At 34.7% G+C, this 24,454-nt stretch carries 22 protein-coding genes, 1 pseudogene and 1 other annotated feature; of the genes and pseudogenes, 11 read left to right on the plus strand and 12 right to left on the minus strand.

Annotation, left to right across the window (positions count from 1 at the left end):
* Window positions 1-78 precede the first annotated feature (78 nt).
* Window positions 79-1,077 carry a catabolite control protein A gene (ccpA, locus tag CEF14_RS00585; protein WP_102691034.1) on the plus strand — a complete coding sequence of 333 codons (999 nt, stop codon included), beginning with the start codon at window positions 79-81 and terminating at the stop codon, window positions 1,075-1,077.
* A 57-nt stretch (window positions 1,078-1,134) separates the two neighbouring features.
* Here ccpA and CEF14_RS00590 read toward each other — a convergent pair whose 3' ends face one another.
* Genes CEF14_RS00590 through CEF14_RS00600 form a run of 3 tightly spaced genes read right to left on the minus strand, consistent with a single transcriptional unit; the run spans window position 1,135 to window position 3,600 of the window.
* Complete coding sequence (locus CEF14_RS00590) at window positions 1,135-2,328, minus strand: acetoin utilization protein AcuC (protein ID WP_211284546.1); 1,194 nt, start codon at window positions 2,326-2,328, stop codon at window positions 1,135-1,137.
* Entirely contained in the window at window positions 2,295-2,945 is a 651-nt protein-coding gene (locus CEF14_RS00595; protein WP_102691035.1) for an acetoin utilization AcuB family protein, read from the minus strand. The genes CEF14_RS00590 and CEF14_RS00595 overlap by 34 nt, the downstream gene beginning before the upstream one ends.
* 22 nt (window positions 2,946-2,967) lie before the next feature.
* Entirely contained in the window at window positions 2,968-3,600 is a 633-nt protein-coding gene (locus CEF14_RS00600; protein WP_102691036.1) for a GNAT family N-acetyltransferase, read from the minus strand.
* Window positions 3,601-4,005: 405 nt separating this feature from the next.
* Between CEF14_RS00600 and acsA the strand changes: the two genes are divergently transcribed.
* Window positions 4,006-5,703: an acetate--CoA ligase gene (gene acsA, locus CEF14_RS00605; RefSeq protein WP_407690468.1), complete on the plus strand. Its 1,698-nt coding sequence runs from the start codon at window positions 4,006-4,008 to the stop codon at window positions 5,701-5,703.
* Window positions 5,704-5,908: 205 nt separating this feature from the next.
* Here the strand turns inward: acsA and CEF14_RS00610 are convergent.
* A pseudogene (locus CEF14_RS00610) lies at window positions 5,909-8,623 on the minus strand (transglycosylase domain-containing protein).
* Between the two features lie 522 nt (window positions 8,624-9,145).
* Window positions 9,146-9,349, plus strand: a binding site (T-box leader).
* 67 nt (window positions 9,350-9,416) lie between these two features.
* Here CEF14_RS00610 and tyrS point away from each other — a divergent pair.
* Window positions 9,417-10,685, plus strand: coding sequence for a tyrosine--tRNA ligase (tyrS, locus tag CEF14_RS00615; protein WP_102691038.1), 1,269 nt, complete (start codon window positions 9,417-9,419; stop codon window positions 10,683-10,685).
* A gap of 181 nt (window positions 10,686-10,866) precedes the next feature.
* Here the strand turns inward: tyrS and CEF14_RS00620 are convergent, their stop codons facing one another.
* The 3 genes from CEF14_RS00620 to CEF14_RS00630 all read right to left on the minus strand — a co-directional run bounded on the left by CEF14_RS00620 (window position 10,867) and on the right by CEF14_RS00630 (window position 12,380).
* Window positions 10,867-11,679 carry a cobalamin-binding protein gene (locus CEF14_RS00620; protein WP_102691039.1) on the minus strand — a complete coding sequence of 271 codons (813 nt, stop codon included), beginning with the start codon at window positions 11,677-11,679 and terminating at the stop codon, window positions 10,867-10,869.
* A gap of 72 nt (window positions 11,680-11,751) precedes the next feature.
* On the minus strand, window positions 11,752-12,105 hold the full coding sequence (locus CEF14_RS00625) for a rhodanese-like domain-containing protein (RefSeq protein ID WP_102691040.1): 354 nt from the start codon (window positions 12,103-12,105) through the stop codon (window positions 11,752-11,754).
* A gap of 5 nt (window positions 12,106-12,110) precedes the next feature.
* The gene (locus tag CEF14_RS00630) at window positions 12,111-12,380 is read right to left on the minus strand and encodes a glutaredoxin family protein (protein ID WP_102691041.1); all 270 of its coding nucleotides are present in this window, start codon (window positions 12,378-12,380) and stop codon (window positions 12,111-12,113) included.
* A gap of 389 nt (window positions 12,381-12,769) precedes the next feature.
* On the opposite strand from CEF14_RS00630, the gene CEF14_RS00635 reads away from it, so the two are divergent.
* The 3 genes from CEF14_RS00635 to CEF14_RS00645 all read left to right on the plus strand — a co-directional run bounded on the left by CEF14_RS00635 (window position 12,770) and on the right by CEF14_RS00645 (window position 14,370).
* A complete protein-coding gene (locus CEF14_RS00635; RefSeq protein WP_102691042.1) occupies window positions 12,770-13,033 on the plus strand; it encodes a metal-sensitive transcriptional regulator in 264 nt (87 codons plus the stop codon).
* 14 nt (window positions 13,034-13,047) lie between these two features.
* Window positions 13,048-13,344, plus strand: coding sequence for a rhodanese-like domain-containing protein (locus tag CEF14_RS00640; protein ID WP_102691043.1), 297 nt, complete (start codon window positions 13,048-13,050; stop codon window positions 13,342-13,344).
* Between the two features lie 252 nt (window positions 13,345-13,596).
* Window positions 13,597-14,370, plus strand: coding sequence for a sulfite exporter TauE/SafE family protein (locus CEF14_RS00645; protein ID WP_170061390.1), 774 nt, complete (start codon window positions 13,597-13,599; stop codon window positions 14,368-14,370).
* Window positions 14,371-14,376: 6 nt separating this feature from the next.
* Here the strand turns inward: CEF14_RS00645 and CEF14_RS00650 are convergent, their stop codons facing one another.
* The 3 genes from CEF14_RS00650 to rpsD all read right to left on the minus strand — a co-directional run bounded on the left by CEF14_RS00650 (window position 14,377) and on the right by rpsD (window position 16,135).
* A complete protein-coding gene (locus CEF14_RS00650) occupies window positions 14,377-14,772 on the minus strand; it encodes a YkvA family protein (RefSeq protein ID WP_102691045.1) in 396 nt (131 codons plus the stop codon).
* Window positions 14,773-14,992: 220 nt separating this feature from the next.
* On the minus strand, window positions 14,993-15,322 hold the full coding sequence (locus CEF14_RS00655) for a CotD family spore coat protein (protein ID WP_407690443.1): 330 nt from the start codon (window positions 15,320-15,322) through the stop codon (window positions 14,993-14,995).
* A gap of 210 nt (window positions 15,323-15,532) precedes the next feature.
* A complete protein-coding gene (gene rpsD, locus CEF14_RS00660) occupies window positions 15,533-16,135 on the minus strand; it encodes a 30S ribosomal protein S4 (protein ID WP_102691046.1) in 603 nt (200 codons plus the stop codon).
* Between the two features lie 402 nt (window positions 16,136-16,537).
* On the opposite strand from rpsD, the gene CEF14_RS00665 reads away from it, so the two are divergent.
* Window positions 16,538-18,403 (plus strand): sensor domain-containing diguanylate cyclase, encoded by a 1,866-nt coding sequence (locus tag CEF14_RS00665; RefSeq protein WP_102691047.1) that lies wholly within the window; start codon window positions 16,538-16,540, stop codon window positions 18,401-18,403.
* Window positions 18,404-18,502: 99 nt separating this feature from the next.
* On the opposite strand, the gene CEF14_RS00670 is transcribed toward CEF14_RS00665, so the two are convergent.
* Both CEF14_RS00670 and hisJ read right to left on the minus strand, forming a co-directional pair.
* Window positions 18,503-18,988: a GAF domain-containing protein gene (locus CEF14_RS00670; RefSeq protein WP_102691048.1), complete on the minus strand. Its 486-nt coding sequence runs from the start codon at window positions 18,986-18,988 to the stop codon at window positions 18,503-18,505.
* Window positions 18,989-19,003: 15 nt separating this feature from the next.
* A complete protein-coding gene (gene hisJ / locus CEF14_RS00675; protein WP_102691049.1) occupies window positions 19,004-19,801 on the minus strand; it encodes a histidinol-phosphatase HisJ in 798 nt (265 codons plus the stop codon).
* A gap of 148 nt (window positions 19,802-19,949) precedes the next feature.
* Here hisJ and ezrA point away from each other — a divergent pair, with 148 nt between their 5' ends.
* The 4 genes from ezrA (at window position 19,950) to CEF14_RS00695 (ending at window position 24,352) form a co-directional block, all read left to right on the plus strand.
* Window positions 19,950-21,641 carry a septation ring formation regulator EzrA gene (gene ezrA, locus CEF14_RS00680; RefSeq protein WP_102691050.1) on the plus strand — a complete coding sequence of 564 codons (1,692 nt, stop codon included), beginning with the start codon at window positions 19,950-19,952 and terminating at the stop codon, window positions 21,639-21,641.
* Between the two features lie 76 nt (window positions 21,642-21,717).
* Window positions 21,718-22,854: a cysteine desulfurase family protein gene (locus tag CEF14_RS00685; RefSeq protein ID WP_102691051.1), complete on the plus strand. Its 1,137-nt coding sequence runs from the start codon at window positions 21,718-21,720 to the stop codon at window positions 22,852-22,854.
* Between the two features lie 4 nt (window positions 22,855-22,858).
* Window positions 22,859-24,061, plus strand: coding sequence for a tRNA uracil 4-sulfurtransferase ThiI (gene thiI, locus CEF14_RS00690; RefSeq protein WP_102691052.1), 1,203 nt, complete (start codon window positions 22,859-22,861; stop codon window positions 24,059-24,061).
* Between the two features lie 81 nt (window positions 24,062-24,142).
* Complete coding sequence (locus tag CEF14_RS00695) at window positions 24,143-24,352, plus strand: alpha/beta-type small acid-soluble spore protein (RefSeq protein WP_102691053.1); 210 nt, start codon at window positions 24,143-24,145, stop codon at window positions 24,350-24,352.
* The last annotated feature ends 102 nt before the right edge of the window (window positions 24,353-24,454 follow it).

Here is a 24,454-nt window from a genome sequence, read left to right on the forward strand (position 1 = left end):
TCGTCACTTTTATTTTCTTGAAAATCGCTTCCAATTTATCGTATCATTAACATAAGATACGAAAAGGGGTGTCATCAAGTGACCGTAACAATTTATGATGTTGCACGAGAAGCGAATGTTTCAATGGCAACGGTTTCTCGTGTTGTGAATGGAAATCCTAACGTTAAACCAACCACAAGAAAAAAAGTGCTCGATGTTATTTCACGTTTAGAGTACCGACCAAATGCGGTCGCTCGTGGCCTAGCAAGTAAAAAGACGACAACTGTTGGCGTTATTATTCCGGATATTTCAAATATTTTCTATGCAGAATTAGCTCGTGGGATAGAAGATGTTGCCACGATGTATCGCTATAACATTATTCTTTCAAACTCCGATCAACGAGAAGAAAAAGAATTGCAACTATTAGATAATATGTATGGGAAGCAAGTAGATGGTATCGTCATGATGAGTGATCAAGTGAGTGAAGAATTGTTGAAGAAGATGAGTCATTCACCGGTACCAATTGTTTTAGCAGGCTCAATTGACGAAACAATGAAAATATCTTCTGTTAATATTGACTATTTACAGGCTGCTTATGAAGCTGTTAAACGATTTGTCGATAATGGACATAAACGCATAGCATATGTATCTGGACCATTTACATCCACTATTAATAGAATTTACAAATTTGAAGGCTATAAAAAAGCTCTTGAAGAAGCAGGTATAGAGTTAGATGAAAACTTAGTGATTGCATCTGAAGATTCTTATGATAGTGGTTTGGAGGACTTTAGTACTTTAAGTAATCTACAAGACCCGCCAACTGCATTTTTTGCCGGAAGTGACGAATTAGCAATTGGTATTATTCATGGTGCACAAGATTTGGGTAAAAAAGTTCCAGATGATTATGAAGTAATTAGTTTTGAAAATTCGAAATTAGCTCGTATGGTTCGTCCACAACTAACAAGTGTTGTTCTGCCACTTTATGATATTGGTGCTGTATCAATGCGTTTGCTAACAAAATATATGAACAAAGAGCAAGTGAATGAGGCGAATGTTATTTTGCCTTATCGCATCGAAGATAGAAATTCAACTAAATAACAAAAGAAAAGGGCTGTTTTCTCTTCCAACAGAGATGGAGAAAAAACAGTCCTTTTTTTAACAATTTCTTTGTTCTGATCGAATTTGATATAACGCTTTTTCAAGAACTTGATGATTTTTTTCCGTAATTTCGGCCTTTCGTGGAATCGGTTCATATAACTGGTCAGGATCCATCCAGGTTGGAATGAGTGTCACTGGTGATTCTTGTTGCCATTTATCTATCCAATTTTGAGGAAGGTTACCTGTTGGTATTGGTTGATCAGTCATCTCTGTCCAAATGAATGACCAAGCACGAGGGACCACTCGCCAAATATCATAGCCACCGCCTCCAACTGCAATCCATTTACCATCACAAAATTCATGAGCTAGTTCATGCGCTAGTTTTGGAATTTCTTTATAAATATTCATTGTTCCATAAAGGTGTGTTAATGGATCGAAATAATGAGCATCTGCACCATTTTGCGAAAATATTACATCAGGTTTAAAGAATTCTGTAATTTCACGTAGTGCAGTTCTATATACGTCTAAAAAGGATTCATCTTCTGTAAAGGCATCAATAGGAAAGTTAAATGATGTCCCATAACCTTGACCACTACCTCTTTCTGTAACAGCTCCAGTCCCAGGAAATAAATAGCGACCTGTTTCATGAATCGATACAGTGCAAACATTTGGGTCATCATAAAAACTCCATTGTACACCATCACCGTGATGAGCATCTGTATCAATATATAGAACACGTGCATTATATTTCTTTTGCATATATTTAATGGCTACGGTGCTATCATTATAAATACAAAATCCTGATGCTCGCCCCTTGAAGCCATGATGAAGCCCCCCTCCAAGGTTTAATGCGTGTTGTGACATTCCTTGCATAACATAGTCGCAAGCTGTTAGTGTACCCCCAACAATCATCGCGCTGGCCTCATGCATATTGGGGAATATAGGGGTATCTTCAGTTCCAATTCCAAATGCCTCGCCGTGCTTGTTAGTAAGTTTTCCTTGACCTGCTAATTTAACAGCCTCTATATAACGAATATCATGACCCAATAGAAGCTCTTCTAAGGTAGCAGAACGAGGTTTCACAATATCAGCTTCGTCGAGTGCATGAATACTTTTAAGAAGGTCTACTGTTAACTGAAGTCTTTTTTGGTTAAAGGGATGTGTATCAGAAAATTTATAGTCTAATTGATCTGTTGAATAAACAAAAACCGCTCTTTTTATAAGCGATTGATGCCCGGCATATTTGGCCATAGCACATCAAATCCTTCCTTACGTAAATCATCAATGATTGGTAGAGGATTCATGATTGTTACACGTATTGATAAAATCTTGTGTTTTTCATTTTGTGTATCTGGATAAACCAATACACTTAAAATACTGGCATGATGCTTTGTGAAAATCTGGGTAACTTCGTGAAGAATCCCAATTTTATCGTACACCCGAATTTCAATTTGGGAACTTGGCTTTGTAGCACCTGTAATCTCAATGTATGCGTACAATAAATCTGTTCCTGTGATGATACCTACTAACTTTCCACCACTTACAATAGGCATACAACCAATTCGATGTTCATATAAAATCAACGCCAATTCCTCGATAAAATCAAGCGGATGCCCCACGATTGGTTGTGAAATCATAACGTTTTCTAATGTTTGATGATAAATACTTTCGTCTTTGTTTTTTAAAAGAGAGGAAGGGAGTGCATTTTTTAAATCCCTTTCTGTAATAAGACCTACTAATTTGTTGTCAGTATCTGTTATAGGTATATGCCGTATTTTATGCTCTTTCATAATTTTTACAGCATCTTTTATCGTATGAGATGGCTGTAATGTAATGACATCTGTATTCATAATTTCTTCAACCAACATCCTATCACCCCTTCGTTTATCGTCAGTACATATAACGATTCATAAAACGTAATTGGTCAAACTTTTCAATCGACTCTTGATCGACTCGATTTCCTATTCTTACCATTAAGCAGTTGGCTGGATGGGAGGAAATCTCAGGATCATCTGTAGCTGCTACCTCTAATCCTCCAGCTTGCATCATTTTCTCCATCACTTTTCGATATTCCCATACATTAAGACCTGTTCTTTTTAAATCCCAATGCCAGTAATATTCAGTTGTAATCACAATATAGTCTTCCATTGCATCATCCATCATTGATACTTGTAATAAACTTTTTCCAACACCAGTTCCACGAAATTCAGGTGCTACTTCAATAGCTCCTAATTCTATTAAGTTCTCCATTTTTCCCTCTGACCAACGCTCAAGAGGATCTGGATAAAGAAAAGTTGCATATGCAATAATTGTTTGATTTAATCGAGCAATAATCATTCGTCCCTCAGGGAGTTTGGAAATTTCTACAATGGCAGCAAATTGTTGCTCAGGTATCCGAAAGGCTGTCAACCCATTATGAAATTTTAATTTTTGAAGTTCTTCAGTAGCAATGGGGCCTTCCACTACAATGGTACCAAAAGAAGATTCCAATTTTTTTGAATAATATGTTCGAGGATGCTCCATTCATTCACCTCATCATACTTATTTAATTTATTTTCTTTATTATACATGAGTGAAGTAGAAAAAAATCGTTCAAATGAGAAAGTTGTGTGTACTTATCCGACATTAACGGGAAGTTAGACAACTATCCCAAGATTGTTAGAGAAGCAAAAGGATAGGATGAATACTGCCTGTAAAAGCCTAAATAGTTCTTTTTCAATGGGAATGAAGATAACCTCCTGATAGAAAATTCACTTTTTATTATTGAGTCCATTTCATAATTCGAAGTTTTGATATAAAACTGGAACAGTATTCTATAAATTTATTAAATTATCTATAAATTTTTGTTATACAATAGGCATATACTGTTATATAATAGATAGTAATAGTTGAAATAAGGGGGTATTGATATTGAGGATTGAACCGTTACTGGCAGAAAAAAACGAATATCAATTACATGACTATGATGAAGTAAAAGCGACCTTTGATTGGAAGGATACAGAACAAGCCTTTAGTTGGTCTCATACAGGTCAAGTGAACATGGCTTATGAAGCAGTAGATCGCCATGCTGAATCCGAACTAAAAAACAAAGTAGCACTTTACTTTGAAGATGGGACTAGAAAAGAATCATATACTTTTCAAGAGGTTAAGAAATGGACAAACAAAGCTGCCAATGTATTTCAACAAGCTGGTTTAGAAAAAGGAGATCGTCTATTTGTTTTTATGCCGCGTTCACCAGAACTATATTTTTCGATTATTGGTAGTATTAAAAAGGGGATTATTGTAGGGCCACTCTTTGAGGCTTTTATGGAAGGGGCTGTATATGATCGATTAAGTGATAGTGGTGCTAAGGCATTAGTGACAACACCATCGTTATTAAAAAGAGTACCACTTGATCGTTTGCCTTTACTTAAAACAGTATTTCTTGTTGGTGACAACATTGTAGAAACCGAACAAATCAAGGATCTTCAAAAACGTATCGAAGCAGCTTCAGATGAAACCGATATTGAATGGGTTGACCGTGAAGATGGTCTGGTACTACATTATACATCTGGCTCTACTGGAAAGCCTAAAGGGGTATTGCATGTACATAATGCAATGCTACAACAATATCAAACTTCGAAATGGGTGCTTGATTTAAGAGAAAATGATATTTACTGGTGTACTGCTGATCCTGGTTGGGTTACTGGAACGGCTTATGGTATTTTCGGACCTTGGTTAGTAGGGGCAACTGTTGTTGTTATAGGTGGTCGTTTCTCACCTCAATTATGGTATACGGCTTTACAAAATTATGGAGTGACAGTTTGGTATAGTGCACCTACTGCATTTCGTATGCTAATGGGTGCCGGTGATGATATTCTAAGAGATTACGATTTATCAGCTTTGCGCCACGTATTATCTGTTGGTGAACCGCTAAATCCAGAAGTTGTTAAATGGGGATATCAAGTACTTCATCATCGTATTCATGATACATGGTGGATGACTGAAACAGGAGCCCAAATGATTTGCAATTACCCTTCAATGGAAATTAAACCGGGTTCAATGGGGAAACCGATTCCAGGTATTCAGGCAGCGATTGTAGATGATCAAGGAAATGAACTTCCGCCATTTACAATGGGGAATTTAGCCTTTAAAAAAGGTTGGCCATCTATGATGCGCCAAATTTGGAACAACCCTGCACGCTATGAATCTTATTTTTTAGCAGGAGAATGGTATGTTTCTGGGGATTCTGCCTATATGGATGATGACGGTTACTTTTGGTTCCAAGGGCGAATTGATGATGTAATCATGACATCCGGAGAGCGAGTTGGCCCATTTGAAGTTGAAAGCAAGCTACTAGAACATCCTCTTATTGTTGAAGCGGGCGTAATTGGTAAACCAGATCCTGTACGTGGAGAAATTATTAAAGCATTTATTGCATTAAAAGATGGAATTGAACCATCAGTTGAACTTGAAGAGGAAATAAAACAATTTGTCAAGACTGGTTTAGCAGCACATGCTGCACCACGTGAAATTGAATTTAAAGATAAGCTGCCTAAAACAAGAAGCGGTAAAATAATGCGTCGTGTTTTAAAAGCATGGGAGCTTGATCTACCAACTGGAGATTTATCGACAATGGAAGATTAGTATGGGAAATAGCACGTTTAAAAAATGGGGTATATTTAAAATATAAAATGGTCAATGTGTCCAATTAATAAAGAGGCATCTCAAAGTCAAGGGGAGACTTTGGAGATGCTTTTTTACACTAATTTATCTTGGTTTAACTTTTTGAGAGTTATATATACCGTTTTAAGGAGAAGAAAAAGAGTGAGATTAATCTCACTCTTTTTCTTTATTCACCATTGGTGTTAGTATCATTCCCTGGCTTCTCATTGTTGTTGGGCTTATCATTATTGTTGGAGTGATCCGAACCAGTGTTACCAGAGTTATCGGAGTTACCTGAATTACCGGAGTTATTTGCATCGCCTGATCCATTCGAATTATTATTGTTTGGCTTTCCTGAATTTGAATTACCAGCATTACTATTCGAATTATTTGAGCCATTCGAGTGATTTGAATTACCTGAGCCGGAGTTAACTCCGTTTGTGTTATTTGGCTTGTTGTTATTTATCGGTTTTCTTGAGCTATTAGTCGTAGTATTTTCAGTTTCTTTCTGTTTCTTTTCTTTTTCCTTCTGTTTTTCTTTAGCCTTCGCACCGAATAATTTTGAGTAGTCTCCTCCGAATGGGAAAAGCATACTTTGCTTAAAGGCATCAGTTAAACCACCACCAGAGAATGCAGTTTCAGGGCCAGGCAGCATAACGTTGGCATTAAACAAATCTGTTCGAGCATTGCCAGCACATGCATTTGTATAAGCATGACCTGTAATACCGCAGAATGTTCTGCTAACAACACCAGATGGTTGTTTAAACGTTTTACCATTTGCTGTAGCTAACTTAGGATTTGTATCATAAACTGCATTCATCAAACGCGCCCACATTAAGTTTATACGGGTACTTGGTTGACCATAAATACCATTAGCTTGATATAACGTTTTAGGTTGATCGTATCCCATCCAAACGCCTAAAGAAATATCTGGATTGTAGCCAACTAACCACACATCATTATACTGTTGAGAAGTACCAGTTTTAGCAGCAAAATCAGCACGGAATTTTAAATTGCTATTTGCAGTTGTGCCTGTACCTTGTTTTAAAACATCTCTAAGCATATCAGTTGTGATATATGCGGTTTGTTTACTATAGACTTGTTTTGTCTTTGATTTGTGTTTATATACAATATGCCCATTATTATCAACAATTTTAGAAATCATATAAGCATCGACGAATTTACCTTTATTTGCAAATGTAGCATATGCATTCGTGTTTTCTTCTACAGTAACACCATATTTTAAGGCACCTATTGCAGTTGAGTAGTTGGTATAATCATCTGCATCCAAACTTGTAAATCCGTTTTTCACCAATAGGTTTGCGGGTCTTCGGTTCATAATTTGTGCATATAAACGAAGTGCTGGCAAGTTTTGCGAATCTTTTAAGGCTTCACGTGCAGAGATTAACCCTCGTTCATCCGTTTCAGTATAGTTGGATGGTGACCATGAGCCAACACTAAATTTAACGTCTGCTACAGGGCTACCGGCGCCAATTAAACCATATTGAATGGCTGGTGCATATACAAGTAAAGGTTTCATAGTAGAACCATTAGAGCGTTTTGCTTGAGTTGCATGATTCAATTCTTCTAATTTATGATCACGACCACCGATAAAGCTTAAAATTCTACCAGTTTTGTTTTCAATTACAATACTACCGATTTGAACAGGATCGTTAACAGTACTAACTTTTCCAGTTTCTGAATCTGTTATCTCTCTAGTAAAAGTAGTACCGTAATAAGGAAAATTATCTTTTACTTTTTGCATTGCATCATACATATTCTTATCGATTGTAGAGTAAATTTTATAGCCTTTAGAACGTAATTCACGGTCAGCTAAAATGACATATTTTTCTTTAAGTCTTGATTCATTTTTTAAACGGTCGGCATCGATTCCATCTTTTTTCGCTAAAATCTCAGCCATAATGTCTTTTGCACGACTTTCAATTTCGTATGTTACATAAGGATATTTTTCTTCTGGGCGAACTTCTGGTTTACGGAAATCTTTTACTATATTATATTTTAATGCTTTTTTATATTGCTTATCTGTAATATAACCTGTCTCATGCATACGATATAAAACAGTTTTCATCCTGTTAATACCGAGTTGTAAACTATCTTTGTCTTTTAAAATCCCCTTTTGTGTAAACGGTGTATACGCAAATGGAGATTGAGGAATTCCTGCGATATAAGCAGCTTGCGCTAAGTTTAGGTCTTTGGCGCTTTTGTTAAATAAGCCATCAGCAGCAGTTTCAACACCGGCAATATTACGTCCGCTAGCATTTCGACCATATGGTATAACATTTAAATAAGCCTATAAAATTTCATTTTTGGTCATAAAGTGTTCAAGTCTCATAGCTAGTAATAATTCTTTTGCTTTACGCTCGTACGACACTTCGTTGGTTAGTATTTGGTTTTTAATCAATTGCTGTGTTAAGGTTGAACCACCTGTTTGCGTGTTTGAGTTACTAACATCTTGCAAAAGACCACGAAATACTGCTTTTGGTACAATTCCGTTATGCTTATAAAAATATTCATCCTCTGTAGCAAGTACAGCGTTAATGACATTTGGAGAAATTTTATCCAAAGTCGTCTCTTGACGCTCAAGGTCTGTACGCATTTTACCTAGATACTTATTATTTGCAAAATACAGTGTACTCGTTTCATCATAATTAAAGACTGCACTTCGCATGTCAGCTTTAGAACGCAAAGGCTCATCTTTAACAAGTGAAGCGAAGTAACCAGCACCAATTGACCCGAAAAATACAGCACCCATTACAACAAAGATGATAAAGATAAGTAATAAGTTCCATACAACACTTGATGTAATTCGGAAATATCTCATCCAGGTTGTTTTTGATAATTCATCGAGCTTTTGATTTATTTTGGCTATCCATTCTTTCATATTTTCGATCATTTACGACCAATGCCAAAAATCTATATCTCTATTAAATTAAAGATAGGATGGTGCGCTTTGACAGTTGGCCTACCTCCTTTAAAATGTTTTCAATGAAATAACCATTGTTGCAACCATCAACGATCAATTTCAATGTGGCTCCTATATAAGAAGCATGATATGTCTGAGTTAATCAGGATCATGGAGTAAAGGCTATTATGATGCAATAATTGCTGGTAAAAAGAATAATCATCTAAACAAAGTATGTAATAATACAATCGCTATTTAATAGCCCATATGTATAAAATTACCTCTTTTTATGTGTTTTATTCCTTTTTTAAGCAATTTTATCCACTTTTTTTCTTTTAATCAATCAAAAAAACAGTGTTTATAATATAGATTTAAGTAAAAAAAATGGATACTCATAACACTTTGAAATATTGTCTATTATACCATAATCCAAAAAGACAATAATAATACTTATTCCCTTATTGACAACTATTGAAAATGAAGTACAATAGTCATAATAGTTTTCTGGCATTGAAAAATGCGAAGTAGTGAACATATTCCCTGTTTAGAGAGCTAGCGGATGGTGCAAGCTAGTCATAGTATGGACGCGAATTACACATTTGGAGCGAGAACGTAGGCGCTGCGATAAAGCGATTTGAAGCGGGAGAATCATGTATTCTTCAAGCTGGGTGGTACCGCGTTAAAATTGTTCTTAACGTCCCTGCATTTATGATGCAGGGACTTTTTTTATTCAGCGCTAAAGTAGGATATATTTTATTTTGGAGGGATTATCATGACAAATGCATTATTAGAAGATTTACAATGGCGTGGTTTGTTATACCAACAAACAGATGCTGAAGGTATGGAAAAATTATTGAATGAAGAGAAAGTTTCTTTATACGTAGGTGTTGACCCAACAGCAGATTCAATGCATATTGGTCACATTGTACCAATGTTAACACTAAGACGCTTCCAACAAGCAGGTCATCGTCCAATTCTTGTAGTTGGTGGTGCAACAGGTATGATTGGTGACCCTTCAGGTCGCTCAACAGAACGTAACCTACTAACTGCTGAACAAATTGATCACAATGTTGCAGGTATTAAAAAACAATTAGAGCGTATTTTTGATTTCTCAGAAGATCATAACGGTGCACAATTGGTTAATAACTACGATTGGGTAGGAAAATTAAGTGCCATCGAATTTTTACGTGATTACGGTAAATTAATTAATATTAACTACATGTTGAGTAAAGATACAATTTCATCACGTTTAGAATCAGGTTTATCTTTCACTGAATTCACTTACACATTAATCCAAGGGTTGGATTTCAATCATCTTTACGATAACTACGATGTACGTATTCAAGTTGGTGGTTCAGACCAATGGGGTAACATCACTACTGGTCTAGAAGTGATTCGTAAAACGCATGATGAAAACGCAAAAGCTTTTGGGATTACAATTCCATTGGTAACAAAATCTGATGGTACCAAATTTGGTAAAACAGCAGGTGGAGCAGTTTGGTTAGACCCTGAAAAAACATCCCCATATGAATTCTACCAATTTTGGTTAAATACTGCAGATGCAGATGTTGTTAAATATCTAAAAATATTTACATTCTTAACCCGCCCTGAAATTGAAGCTTTGGAAGAAAAAGTGGAAACTGAGCCACATTTACGCGAAGCACAAAAAACATTAGCAGCTGAAATGACAAAACTAATTCACGGTGAAGAAGGTTTAGAACAAGCTCTTCGTATCACTGCTGCATTATTCTCTGGGGATCTTAAATCACTTTCAGTAGAAGAAATGAAAGTTGCTTTTTCAGGTGTTCCATCAGTAGAAGTAGCGAAAGCAGATAAAAATATTGTTGATTTATTAGTAGAAGCAAACATTTCATCATCTAAACGTCAAGCACGTGAAGATGTGACAAACGGTGCCATCTCCGTAAATGGTGAAAAAGTAAAAGATCTAGAGTATGTAATCGATGCTAAAGATCGAATGGAAGATGCATTCGCAATTATTCGTCGTGGTAAGAAAAAATATCATATGGTGAAATTTAATTAATAGCTGATTGTATAAGAAGTAAGTAAGAAACTTTATACACTGATGCCTACACATTCATTATGTGTAGGCATTTTTAATGGGAAGTGTTTTCACCATCGGTTCCAATCAACTACATGAGAAACGAAAACAAATTATTTAAGGTTATGGAATACCCCAAAAGAAAAAATAATTCTAAACGTTTTTAAGCTCCTACAATCCAGTTAGGAAGTTCTATGTTTTTGTATTCAGTAGGATGTAAAATCTTTGCTAATTTCAATGCTCCTTCTAACAAGCGGGGAGATGGTCTGCAAAAAAGCCATTCTTCCATGCCATGTATGCGATCATTTGCAATTGCTGGAAGTTCAAGTGAATTCGGTCTTTTCTTAACTAAAGAAGGTTTAATTCGTTTATAGGGAACGCCAACCCATGCTAAAAAAATATAATCAGGATTACGTAAACAAATGTCTTCCCAATCTGTCTGTACACTAGCAAGTTCAACATCTTTGAATAGATTATAACCACCAGCAATCTCACTGATTTCTGTCAACCAATTGATGCGACCTGGAGTAAAGATTGGATTTGGCCACCATTCCCAATAACAAGATGGTAATTCAGAACAGCTCTTTGAGATTGTTCGCATACGGTCGATAAAATTTTCGAATTGAGTTGCTCTTGTAATGCCTCGTTCTGGAATATGGCAGGCATCAGCTACTGCTCTTAAATCTTCCGCAATTTCTGCTAAACTATTGGGATTTAATACGATATGAGGAATACCACGTCTTTCTAATTCAGACACGTTTTTTTCCATACCTGGTACACTTAATGAAGCTAAAACTAAATCAGGCTCCAATTTTTCAAGCATATCCATATCAATTGATAAATCAGGTCCTAACTTTGGTAACTCTTTCACACTAGCTGGCCAATCAGAATAATCATCAACAGCAACTAGCCATTTTTCTATTCCTAAATACGCTAAGATTTCAGTATTGCTTGGGCATATAGATATAAGCTTCAAATAGTATGACTCCTCTCTAACAAAAAAATCCATAAGCTATGCGTCATTATAACACAACTTATGGATGGAATTTTATGACCAGCGGCTCATGCCACCTTTGACATTATATACATTTTGAAAGCCTGCTTTTGCTAATATACTCGCTGCTCGAGAACTACGCATACCACTTTGGCAAATAACAACAATATCCTTATCGCTCTTTAACGTTTGTAATTTTCCTGGTAGCTGATCAAGCGGAATATTTTTAAATTCTGGTATATGGCGAGCTTTATATTCACCAGGTGTACGAACATCGATGAATTGTTTATCTTTACCTTTTAATATTCCTTTTAAATCATTTGTTGAAATATTTTTTACCCCTTTTGCTGTTCTTGTACGGAAGTAAAAAAAGACGACAACAACAAGTACTATAAATATCCATTCCATTAGCTTTAGTCTCCATTCATTGTTGAAAAGTGTTTTAGTTTTTCAATGATTTTCATTGCAGTATTTGGATCATAACCAAGTACCCATTCACCGTTAATCGATGTTTGAGGTGCTCCTAAGCGACCTGTCTGTTGCATTAAATATTGCGCCATATCTGGATTATGTTGAATATTAATAACCTCATATTCAATGTTTTGTTCTTGTAAAAAATTTTTCATCAATTCGCAATAACCACAGTTACTAGTTGAATAGATCGTTACGTCTAAGTCTTTCATTGTTTTATAATCTCAAAGCTCCTTTCGTTTCTTTAAATAAATGTGATTGTATAAACTTAACATCAAATTTTGATAAAATCAGCTTCTTGAATAAAATTCATAGATGTTTTTATTGGGAAACACGTCAAATTTTTATATACCCTATCAGGTATTTATAATATACTACTAGGGGTATATTTTTTCAAGTTATTTATTTTTATCTCTCATTAAGGTGATACAAAGTTGAGAGAGAAGATAGGTGGAAATCATAGATTGCTTTAGCTAAGCATCAGTGATGGAAGAAAATCTCCAGATGAAAGTGACATTGTATTCGATGTTCTTGACAGGGTACCTTAAGGGGTATAATATCGTAACGAGTTATAAGTAAAGTATGAAAGGGAGTGAAGCATATGGAGTATAATGATCAAATCCGTAATCGCCTAAAACGAATTGAAGGTCAATTAAAAGGTGTAATCCGAATGATTGATGAGGAAAAAGATTGTAAAGACGTGATAACACAACTATCGGCTTCACGTTCAGCTATTGATCGTACAATAGGGCTTATTGTCAGCACTAATTTAGTGCATTGTATGTCGGATGAACGCCAGCTACAAGATAAAGACAGAGAAACACTTATAAAAGAAGCTGTTGATTTACTTGTGAAAAGTCGCTAAAGGAGATATGCATGATGAAAACCATTTCACCACATGAAGTATTAAAGATGATGGATGAAGGGGAAGAAATCAATATCATCGATGTTCGTCAACCAGAAGAAGTGACTACAGGGAAAATCACTATTGCTCAAAATATACCATTAGGATTACTTGAATTCCGAATGAATGAGTTAGACAAAAACTTAGAATACATTATGGTTTGCCATTCTGGAGGACGTAGTGCACAAGCAACGATGTTTTTAGAGGATCAAGGCTATAAAGCGGTTAATATGAATGGCGGAATGTTAGCATGGGAAGGTCCAATTGAATAAAATGAATTAAAAGAGGGGTATGTTTTCTATAGGACATACTCCGTTTTTTATTTTATTGATCAGCTAGATAAAGTAAAAAACGGAGAGTGTCTGACTGGTCAAAACACTAAAAGGTCCAAATGGAAGCGTGTAGAAAGAGTTCTACCTGAAAGAAAAGAAAAAGTATGTCACGTACTGTGGGGAATTTCTTTCTGGTCTCTTATGTAAAAACGCAAAGGATGATAAGGAAACTAGATATAAGGAGTGATTCATTTGAACTTAATCCTATTACTGATTCTTTTAGGGCTTATAGGATCCTTTTTTTCCGGTTTGGTTGGTGTTGGAGGAGCAATAGTCATGTACCCACTATTGTTGTTTATACCACCTCTGTTTGGATTTGAAGGTTTTTCCTCATTAGAGGTTTCTGGACTCACATCATTTCAAGTTTTTTTCTCAACTTTAAGCGGTGTCATTACTTATAAAAAAGGAGGGGAATTACCTTCAAGTCTTGTCTGGTCTATAGGCATACCGGCATTGATCAGTAGCTTTGTAGGGGGCTTCTTCTCGAAATTTGTGCCAGATTCTTATCTTAATATGCTTTATGGAATATTAGCAGTTGTGGCTGTCGTATTAATGTTTAAGCCAGATAAAGATAATCTTCATAATGAAATGCCTCAAAAAAGCAAAATGGTATTATCTATTTTAGTAGGGAGTTTCGTTGGGGTTGTAGCTGGAATGATAGGAGCAGGTGGATCCTTTCTTTTTATACCATTAATGATTCAAGTGATTAAAGTGCCTACTCGCTTAGCAATAGCAGCTTCACTTGCAATCACTTTTTTATCTTCAATAGGAACAGTTATTGGGAAAATTTTTTCCCATAATATTGACTATCATTTAGCGATTTATCTAGCTATTGCTGGATTAATTGGTGCGCCAATTGGTGTTCGCATAAGCAAAAAATTATCTGTACAAAAACTGCAATGGATTTTTTCTGCGCTTTTAATCGTAACAGCTATAAAAATTTGGTGGGGAGTCTTGATACACTAGTTTTTGTCAGACAAATTCGATAATGATCTGGCTAATCCATGTAATTAACAAGAACCAAATAATTATAATAAGGCTACCAACAAACCAATTCTTTGGTGTTCCATTTTTTTTAACTTGTTCTGCAACTGCCATATTGTCATTTATAACTTGAGATGGGATCAATTTAAGAGCAATGTAAATTCCTAATGGAACAATAATAAGGTCATCTAAATAGCCTAAAATAGGAATAAAATCGGGAATTAAATCGATTGGACTAAAAGCATAAGCAACTATACAAATTGCTATAATTTTAGCGTACCATGGGGTTCTATTGTCTTTGTAAGATAGATAAAGCACAAATAGATAGTGCTTTAGTTTTTTTGCATGGTCTTTTAATTTCGATAGTGTAGTGTTTTTTTTCATTGGTAACCATCCTCGGTAAGATATGTACAAATATATATTATAATAGATCTTTTGGATAATATAGATGTTTGAAGATTTTTAATTGGAGATAAATAGAAAGGAAAGGCCAGGCAAAGTAGCCTGGCGAGGGGATAAGCATTGTTAGATTGGTGTACAAGGGAGAGAATGGACGATATTGAGCTATATTATAATTCAAACTTAAGAGATAGGCATCAACTATTTATCTCCACATACCGTGGTGTTTTGGAGGACAGCAAGGTTTATGTGGCATTTCACACATTATATGGTTTTCGTAACATTCATTTACCACAGATTCTGTGTGTGGGAAGTAATGTTCATGATTAATCATGTGTTTGTTCACTGTAGTTGTATGAGTAGGATGAATGTGTGGAACGACTGTATTAATAATGTTTGTTTTTACGATTTGTCTTGTCGGTGAAATTTGTGGTGGATCGAATTGTGCAGGGAATGTTTGTGGTGGGCAGCAGTATGGCATCATACCATGACAACCTTTTCCACCGTGAGGATGATTCCATTGTCTGTTGTACATTTTATGACCTCCTTTATAATAAGGGTAATTTCATTATTAACATATGAGATTTTAGGAGGAAGGACTAGTTGTGTGCCTACCCTATGTGAAATATAAAACGTTTGCCTATTGTAGATGAATGTTAGGATTTCTACAAAAAGAAAAAACCTTGTAACCGTTACAATAACGGATACAAGGTTTTTCAAAAATATCCTTTGAAATACTCGAAGACTAACGAGAGTAGTATTCGACGATGAATGATTCGTTGATTTCAGCAGATAATTCGCTGCGTTCTGGAAGACGTACAAAAGTACCTTCTTTTTTGTCTGCATCGAATGAAAGATATTCTGGTACAAAGTTGTTAACTTCGATTGCTTCTTCAACGATTGCAAGGTTTTGAGATTTTTCACGAAGAGAAATCACTTGACCAGGTTTTACGCTGTATGAAGGGATGTCAACGCGTTTGCCATCAACTAAGATGTGACCGTGGTTTACTAATTGGCGAGCAGCACGACGAGTGCGAGCTAAACCAAGACGGTAAACTAGGTTGTCTAAGCGAGTTTCAAGAAGGATCATGAAGTTTTCACCATGAACACCGCTCATTTTACCAGCTTTAACAAATAAGTTGTGGAATTGGCGTTCGTTCATACCATACATATGACGAAGTTTTTGTTTTTCTTGTAATTGTAAGCCGTACTCAGATAATTTTTTACGTTGAGTTGGGCCGTGTTGTCCTGGAGCATATGGACGTTTTTCGATTTCTTTACCAGTACCGCTTAAAGAAATACCTAAACGACGTGATAATTTCCAAGAAGGACCTGTATAACGAGACATTAGGAAGTCTCCTCCTTTGGTTTTTTATTTGGCATAAAATAAAAACCAGATGTATTTAGCTTCATTGTCATTTTATTTTCATGTATCTTCGCTCTTGCAGCCGAAGAGTTACGCAATACACCGTCTACATAGTAGAGGAATAAAATAAATCAATCAAACCATACAACCGCTGCGTTTATTTTACACAAGCTTCATTCTATCTGTTGGAAGATATAGTGTCAAGTATAATTGCTTATTTATTTAAAGTAAATGTTATAGAAATAAAGGGAATAGTAATTTATAATGTGTTTTGTGTTAAAAAATAGAAAAAAAGAAATGTTAATAGTGTAAAAGACTTATTTAGTGTATACTATAAATAGTTAAAAATATATATGTTGTATCGAAGAAAAAGGTGATGGAACGTTGCGAAATCTACAAATAATGCAAAATATTAAGTGTCAACTGCTTGATTTGTGGATAAATTGTGCTAAAAATCCACTTGCTTCAATTGAGTATTTGGAACTATTTAAAGGGATGGTTTTCCGAGAATTTAAAATAGAAAATGTAGAATTTCTAAATCTTAAACATGATATCCTTTATCCACTAACAACGTTCAGCGAAGGCAATCACATATCTAAAGGCATTCCTTATGTATCTGTTGCACCTTATTTCGAACAAAGACATCAATCTCCGAATTTATTAGTAGATCAATTTAAACAATATTTTGAATACGCTGGAGATGCCCTTGTATTAGAAGGGGAAAATAGTATAATTCTGGGGGTACTAGTGCTAGAGGAAACACAGATATGGAAAACTTTTGCACAAACTCCTTATAAGTTGGAATTAGAAAAACTTATATCTGAAACTGTTAGGATGATAAAGAGCAATCATAGAAATACCTATGAGCAAAAGTTAAACCGCGAACTATTTGAAATGACAGAGATTTTTCACTCTACTATGGATGTCAATCATATACTTGAAGCGATGATTCATGGTGTTAAAAAAATTTTTCCAAAGTTTCAATCGAAGTTGATATTATCTAATGACCAAGATCGTAGACAAATAGAAGATGTATATGTCTTTGATTACCTATTAGAACGACCTTCTACGATCGAATCATTTGTATCAGGAGAAATGACGGTTGAAGAAGCTACAGATATAGATTATCGTTTACTAAATGCACCGATCAAAGGTAAACAAGGTATTTATGGTGTACTTCAAATTTTTGCGCCACCTGGTTATCAATTTAATTCAAGGGAAAAGAGGTTTATCCAGCATTTGGCACAAACATCTGGTAATGCCCTTGAAAATGCAAAACTCTATCATCAATCACATCGTTTAGTGTCGGATTTACAGCTTATTAACGAAACATCTCAGAGATTAAATATGAAATTAAATAAAGAAGAAATACTATCTTTTCTAACGAAGCAATTAAACAAATCATTTACTCCTTCTGGAATTTGTTTTGCATTGATTGAAAATAATAAGTATCACAATGAAAAAGGAACCTCAGCATTTTTCTATGAGAAAGAAGCCGATATCTACAGCAACTATATTACAAATCATTTTGAGAAATCCGCAGATCCTTTATTCGTAGCAGATTTTGATAACTTAATTGATCAACATGTCAAATACAATTCTATGATGGCAGTACCGATTGTAATAAGAGAAAATGTCCAAGGATATTGTGCTATTTTACATGAAGAACCTTATTATTTCTCTTTCGATAGTTTTAAACTAATGCAATCTATTATTCGCCATTCTTCATTAGCTATTTCTAATATATTACTACGAGAACAGTTACAAGAAATGGTGGATCGTGATCATCTAACAAAGTTATATGCACGTAAATATTTAGATCGTTATGTTGAAAAATCAATGGAAGTTGATGAATTTGGTTCCTTTGTATTATGTGATATTGATAATTTTAAACAAATAAATGATACATTTGGACATCAAACTGGCGATCTTATTTTAAAAACAATTGCGGAACAATTCCAACAGGCAATTCAAAATGAAGGTATTTGTGCTCGATGGGGTGGAGAGGAAATGGCTATCTACCTACCGAATAAAAACCTTTGCGATACAATTGAAATTGTCAATAATATTATTAAACTAGTACCTGAAACGACAAATCCATCAGTTACCATCTCCTCAGGAATTGCCTTTTGGAAAAAGGATACAGAATCTACCTATCAAGTATTGTTTCAACATGCAGATGTTGCTTTATATGAAGCTAAAAACAATGGGAAAAACCGTTATTGCTTGTATCAACAAGTAAATGCTTAAATGAATTCTTACTAACAATATATAACCTATAAACAAAACGTATAAATAAAAAATGGATGCCTTCTATATTTTAAATAAATAGAAGACATCCATTTTGTGTTAGGCGTGAATATGTTTAGTTAAAACTGCAACAAATTGTTCAAGACCAATTTGATCTTCTTTAGAAAAACGACCTTTTACAGGACTATCAATATCAAGTACGCCGTATAGAAGATCATCAATGATAATGGGTACAACAATTTCAGATTGAGATGCACTATCACAAGCAATATGCCCTGGGAATGCATGGACATCTTCAACTACAAGTGTTTCTTTTAATTGAGCTGAAGTTCCACAAACACCTTTGCCAATAGGGATATGCATACATGCAGGTAAGCCCTGAAATGGTCCTAACAGTAATTCGTTATTTTTTAATAAATAAAATCCACACCAATTGATAGTATCAAGAAATTGATTGAGTAGTGCAGATGCATTACTTAAATTTGAAACAATATCTTTTTCTCCTTCTAGTAAAGCATCTAATTGTTTTGCCAATAAATTGTATCGTGCAGCTAAATCACCGCTATAATTTGTTTTTTGAAACATCATAAAACCTCCGTTTTAATCAATAGGAAATATTTTATCATAATATTGATGTAAATCTGTAACTTGATGAGCATCAGAACCGAAAACTAATGGAATATTTAATGATTTTGCATGTTTAATATATCGTAATGGTGGATAAGGCTCTTTGCAATCTGTTTTTGCTAGACCAGCACTATTAACATCAAGTTCATAATGGTGATCTGCCATCAGTTGAAGTATTTCTTTAATATTAGCATCATCATCAATTTGTTCACCATGCGCAAGCTGGAATTTGTGTACTAGCGTTGGGTGACCGATTCGTTTTGGTTTATATTGTCCAAGGTCAGCTAAAATTGATTTTTTCAAAGTTTCATAATATAAATCATAAACAGATTTTACAGAACCAACTTTCTTAGTAAATTCCAAAAATGTTTCACTGGAATAGTCGATACATGTATATTCATCATTAAATTTTAAGAAATGAACAGACAAAATGGCATCATCAATTTGTGAGCCAATAAGATTTAAAAAGCTAGTTGTTTCAACTTCATATCCAACAATATAATCAACTTCAAAGCCAATACGTATATGTATATCGTCTTTGTATTGTTCCTTTAACGTATTGAGTTCATTTAAATAAGATACGATAAAGTGTGGATCCATACCGCTGTCTTTTTCGGGTGTTGGATCTTCAAAATTGGTAGGTAATGGTGCATGTTCTGTGAAAGTTATATCTTTGAATCCCAATTTTATAGCTTTTTTGATATAATTTTCTAAAGAGTCTTTAGTGCCATGTGGACAGTATGGGGTATGAATATGTGCATCACGTTTCAATAAAATCCCTCCAAATAATTTAATTTAATAGAATAGTAGATATTTTTAAGAGAAATCTCTCTTAAAGGGTAAACAAAATACCCTAAAACATGGTACTATTAAGCTTAATTAGAAGCTGAAAAACTGATTTTGGGACAGGAGGCTTACGATGAAGTATATCATTCCTACCATCATCGTACTATTTGTAATTATAGCAATTATCTTTGTTTTTCGTAAAAAACATAAAAAAGAAATTCAAAGACTTGACCAAAAGAAACTACAAATTCAAAATAAGCCAGTGCTAGAAGAATTGATGAAAGTCAAATCATTGAACATGAATGGACAAACTGAAGAAATGTTCGAACGTTGGCGAAACAAATGGACAGAAATAATGGATATTGAAATGCCAAAAATAGACGTCCTTTTATTTGATGCAGAAGAACAAGTAGATAAATTTAATTTTGGTAAAGCTACAGAGATTGAAAGAGAAATCGAATCTCAAATTGCAGAGTACGATCAAGAAATGGTGAAAATTTTAAAAGAACTAGATGAATTGATTGGTAGTGAAGAAAAGAATCGAATTGAAATTGAACAGCTAAAGGAACAATATCGTTCGGCTCGAAAAACGTTGCTGGCTCACCAATATTCATATGGTCCGGCAGCTGAACCATTAGAAAAAAGATTGGAAACATTTAATCCACAGTTCGAGGAATACGATCAATTAACGGCTGCTGGGAATTATTTAAAGGCTCGAGAAATTGTCGTGAACTTAAACACTGAAGGTCAAACAATCTTTAAACTAATTAATGAAATTCCGACATTATTGACGGAAATTCAACATAAAATTCCTTCTGATATTCATGAAATTCGTAATGGACATCGTGAAATGGAAGGTCAATCATACTTCCTAGTTCATCTAGAAATTTTAGAAAAGCTCGATCAGATAGAAGAAAGTTTAGCTGAATTTAAACAAAAAATAGCTGAACTAGATATTTCTTTAGTACAACACCGTGTAAACGAAATAAAGGATGAAATTGAATCATTCTACGATGCATTAGAAAAAGAAGTAATTGGTAAGAAGTATGTTGATGATTATTTTGTAAAAATTGGCGAACAACTTGAATCTGCAATTGAAGCAACTGAAAAAACGGTGGAAGAAGCAAATGTTGTGCAAAAAAGCTATCATCTTTCAGAAAAAGAAGCTGAAGTACCAGCTAATTGTAAACAACAACTACTTTCTTTGCGCCAAAGATATGAATTATTAGCAGTTGAAGTACAAGAGGAAAAATCAGCCTATTCTAGTATGGAAGAAGCTTTAAAAGAGATAAAAACATCCATTGAACAATTGTTTGAAGAACAAGATCAATTTGCGGATAATATAGAAAACTTGAGAATAGATGAAAATAAAGCGAGAGCTAAATTAGATCATCTAAAAAAATTACTTCATGATACAGAACGAATGTTACATAAGGCCAATATACCAGGTGTTCCTGAAGAAATGGATGCACGTTTAGAAGAAGCTGCAGAAAGAATATTTGTTGTGGTTAATAATCTTCAAGAGATACCACTAAATATGAATACGGTTTATAAAAATCTTGAAATTGCAGAAAAATGCATAGAAGACGTACATAATACTGCTATTGAAATGCTCGAAAATGTACAATTAATTGAACAAATTATTCAGTATGGTAATCGTTACAGAAATTCTAATCTAACCATGCATCAACGTTTACTAGAAGCAGAAGATGCATTCCGTGAAATGCGATACACAAAAGCTCTAGAATATGCTGCAACCGCTGTTGAAGCTGTTGAACCGGGTGCTATGAAAAAAATTCAGGTACTTGCCAAAAGCGAGGTTTGACGTTCATAATAAGAAAAGCATTAAGCCACCGCACGGTTCTGTGCTGGTGGTTTTCTTTTGGAAGGAAGGAGAAACAATGATTTATTTAGATCATAGTGCAACAACTAAACCAGACCCAGCTGTTCTGCAAACGTTTATACAAGCCAATGAACGCTATTATGCAAACCCAGCATCACTTCATCAAATGGGTGTGGAAGCAAACGCATTACTAACTCGAGCAAGGGAACAAATTGCCGATATTATAAAAACTTCACCGGAGCAGATTATCTTTACTTCTGGAGGTTCTGAATCCAACAATTTTGCTATTAAAGGATTAGCAAGAGCAAATAAACATAGAGGTATGAAAATACTTGTTTCTGCAATTGAACATGCATCTGTTCTAGAAAGTGCTAAAGCTTTGGAAAAAGAAGGATTTACTATAGATACTATTGATGTTGATGAACACGGTGTAATCTTAATAGAAGACTTAAAACAAAAACTAACAAAAGATACAGTTGTCGTTAGCATTATGCATGTGAACAATGAAATGGGTGCTGTTCAACCAGTAACTGAAATTGCTAATATTATTCACCAAAATAGTCGGGCATTTTATCATATGGATGCGGTTCAAAGTTTTGGTAAGATTCCTGTACAATTTAAAGGAGAAGATGGTCCAGATGCAATTACTGTCTCTGGACATAAAATTAATGGATTAAAAGGCTCAGGCTTTTTAGCATTACGTAAACAGGTGAATATTAATCCAATTATTCATGGTGGTGGACAAGAAATGGGTTATCGAAGTGGAACAGTTGCAGTTCCACAAGATGTAGCACTGGCAAAAGCTACTCGCTTAGCAATTGAAAAACAACCGCAAAAAGCTTTGCAATACAGTAAATGGCGTGATGACTTACATGAATTCTTTAAACAGTTTCCTTATGTACATGTACTTTCTGGTAGTGAAGGAGCACCGCACATAATTAGTTGTGCAGTGAAAGGATTAAAAGGTGAAATACTAGTAAATGCCATGCAACATGAAGGGATTATTATTTCTACTTCTAGTGCATGCTCATCAAAAGAACATACAGTCAGCCATGTAGTACGTGCAATAAAACTTGACCCATCTTATGAAAAAGGAGTCATTCGTATGAGTTTGGGTGAAGGAATTACAGATGCTGACATTGAAACTTTTAAAGCAGTTTTTAGTAAAGTGATGCATCAAGTGAAGGAGATGTAACAACATGAAATGGCATGAAATTTTAATTCGTTACGGTGAAATTACAACGAAAGGTCGAAATCGAAAATTATTTATCAATCGCTTAAAAGAAAATTTACGATATACATTTGCCGATATTCCAAATCTGCGCATTCGTTCAGAACGTGACAGAATGTATTTAAGCAGTGAAGTGGATACTGAAATGGAAGAACTCATTGAACGTTTACCACATATTTTCGGAATTCATTCATTTAGCCCAGTGGCGCAATGTGAACCTACATTGGAAGTGATGAAAGATTTAGCAGTTGAAATTGTAAAAGGAATGGACTATAAAGGAAAAACATTTAAAGTAAATGTAAAAAGATCTTTTAAAAAATTTCCTATGGAAACATACGAACTTCAACAAACTATCGGTAGCTATGTGTTAGGATCGCTCCCAGGCATGACAGTTCAAATGAAAAATCCTGATATTGAATTACGTGTGGAAGTACGTGAAAAAGCTGTTTATATGATGGTTGACGTTATTCACGGTGCAGGTGGTTTACCTATTGGTTCAAATGGTAAGGCATTATTACTTCTATCTGGTGGTATTGATAGTCCAGTTGCAGCTTATTATATGATGAAACGTGGCGTAAGAGTAGAAGCAATTCACTTCTTTAGTCCACCATTTACAAGCGATCAATCTCTAGGTAAAGTAAAAGAACTTTGTGAAAAAATAAGCCGCTTCGGTGGGAATATTCGCTTACATGTTATACCTTTTACAGAAATTCAACAAAAAATTCAAAGTAGTGTTCCGGAAAATGTAACAATGACTTCAACTCGTCGTATGATGATGAAAGTTGCAGATATAGTTCGTAAAGAAATTGATGCAAAGGCAATTGTTACTGGTGAAAATTTAGGACAAGTTGCAAGCCAAACTTTAGAAAGTTTAGCCGCTATTAATGATGTAACGACTACACCTATTTTGCGTCCATTGATCACTTTTGATAAATTAGAAATTATCGAAGTTGCTCAAAAAATCGGTACTTATGATATTTCAATTCGACCTTTTGAAGATTGCTGTACAGTTTTTACACCAGCCAATCCAAAAACAAAACCTCGTGTAGAAAAAATGAATTATTACGAAAGCTTCACTGATTTTGATGAAATGATTGAAAGAGCTGTGAAAAACCGTGAAATTCATTCATTCCCTAAAAAGAAAACAGATGAATTTCTAGATTTACTCTAATAGAAGAATAAATTTCCTGTAAATATTGTTGTATGTTTTTTTTCCTCCAGCACATTCTATATGCACAAGGAGGTGATTCACATGGCAAACAACAACTCAGGAAGTTCAAATCAATTAGAAGTACGAGGTGCTCGTCAAGCAATTGACCAAATGAAGTACGAAATCGCACAAGAATTTGGTGTACAGCTAGGCGCAGATGCATCAGCGCGTGCTAACGGATCCGTTGGCGGAGAAATCACTAAGCGCTTAGTTGCAATGGCTGAACAACAGCTGAATGGTTATTCAAAATAAAAAGTCTTGAGTATTTAGTATACTCATAAGTAGTAAAAAAAACCGAGGAAAAATTCAATTGAATTTTTCCTCGGTTTTCATTTCCTTTAAAACACCTTTTTA

The sequence above is a fragment of the Rummeliibacillus pycnus genome, from assembly GCF_002884495.1.
GTDB lineage: Bacteria > Bacillota > Bacilli > Bacillales_A > Planococcaceae > Rummeliibacillus > Rummeliibacillus pycnus.

Bases quoted from the DNA above. Each gene is read 5' to 3' on its own strand.
- tyrS (WP_102691038.1), top strand. From the start codon at position 9,417: ATGACAAATGCATTATTAGAAGATTTACAATGGCGTGGTTTGTTATAC.
- CEF14_RS00650 (WP_102691045.1), bottom strand. From the start codon at position 14,772: ATGAAAAAAAACACTACACTATCGAAATTAAAAGACCATGCAAAAAAA.
- CEF14_RS00630 (WP_102691041.1), bottom strand. From the start codon at position 12,380: ATGAAAGACTTAGACGTAACGATCTATTCAACTAGTAACTGTGGTTAT.
- CEF14_RS00600 (WP_102691036.1), bottom strand. From the start codon at position 3,600: ATGGAGCATCCTCGAACATATTATTCAAAAAAATTGGAATCTTCTTTT.
- CEF14_RS00625 (WP_102691040.1), bottom strand. From the start codon at position 12,105: ATGGAATGGATATTTATAGTACTTGTTGTTGTCGTCTTTTTTTACTTC.
- CEF14_RS00685 (WP_102691051.1), top strand. From the start codon at position 21,718: ATGATTTATTTAGATCATAGTGCAACAACTAAACCAGACCCAGCTGTT.
- CEF14_RS00595 (WP_102691035.1), bottom strand. From the start codon at position 2,945: ATGTTGGTTGAAGAAATTATGAATACAGATGTCATTACATTACAGCCA.
- rpsD (WP_102691046.1), bottom strand. From the start codon at position 16,135: ATGTCTCGTTATACAGGTCCTTCTTGGAAATTATCACGTCGTTTAGGT.
- CEF14_RS00590 (WP_211284546.1), bottom strand. From the start codon at position 2,328: ATGGCCAAATATGCCGGGCATCAATCGCTTATAAAAAGAGCGGTTTTT.
- CEF14_RS00635 (WP_102691042.1), top strand. From the start codon at position 12,770: ATGGAGTATAATGATCAAATCCGTAATCGCCTAAAACGAATTGAAGGT.
- ezrA (WP_102691050.1), top strand. From the start codon at position 19,950: ATGAAGTATATCATTCCTACCATCATCGTACTATTTGTAATTATAGCA.
- CEF14_RS00695 (WP_102691053.1), top strand. From the start codon at position 24,143: ATGGCAAACAACAACTCAGGAAGTTCAAATCAATTAGAAGTACGAGGT.
- CEF14_RS00655 (WP_407690443.1), bottom strand. From the start codon at position 15,322: ATGTACAACAGACAATGGAATCATCCTCACGGTGGAAAAGGTTGTCAT.
- CEF14_RS00640 (WP_102691043.1), top strand. From the start codon at position 13,048: ATGAAAACCATTTCACCACATGAAGTATTAAAGATGATGGATGAAGGG.
- thiI (WP_102691052.1), top strand. From the start codon at position 22,859: ATGAAATGGCATGAAATTTTAATTCGTTACGGTGAAATTACAACGAAA.
- CEF14_RS00670 (WP_102691048.1), bottom strand. From the start codon at position 18,988: ATGTTTCAAAAAACAAATTATAGCGGTGATTTAGCTGCACGATACAAT.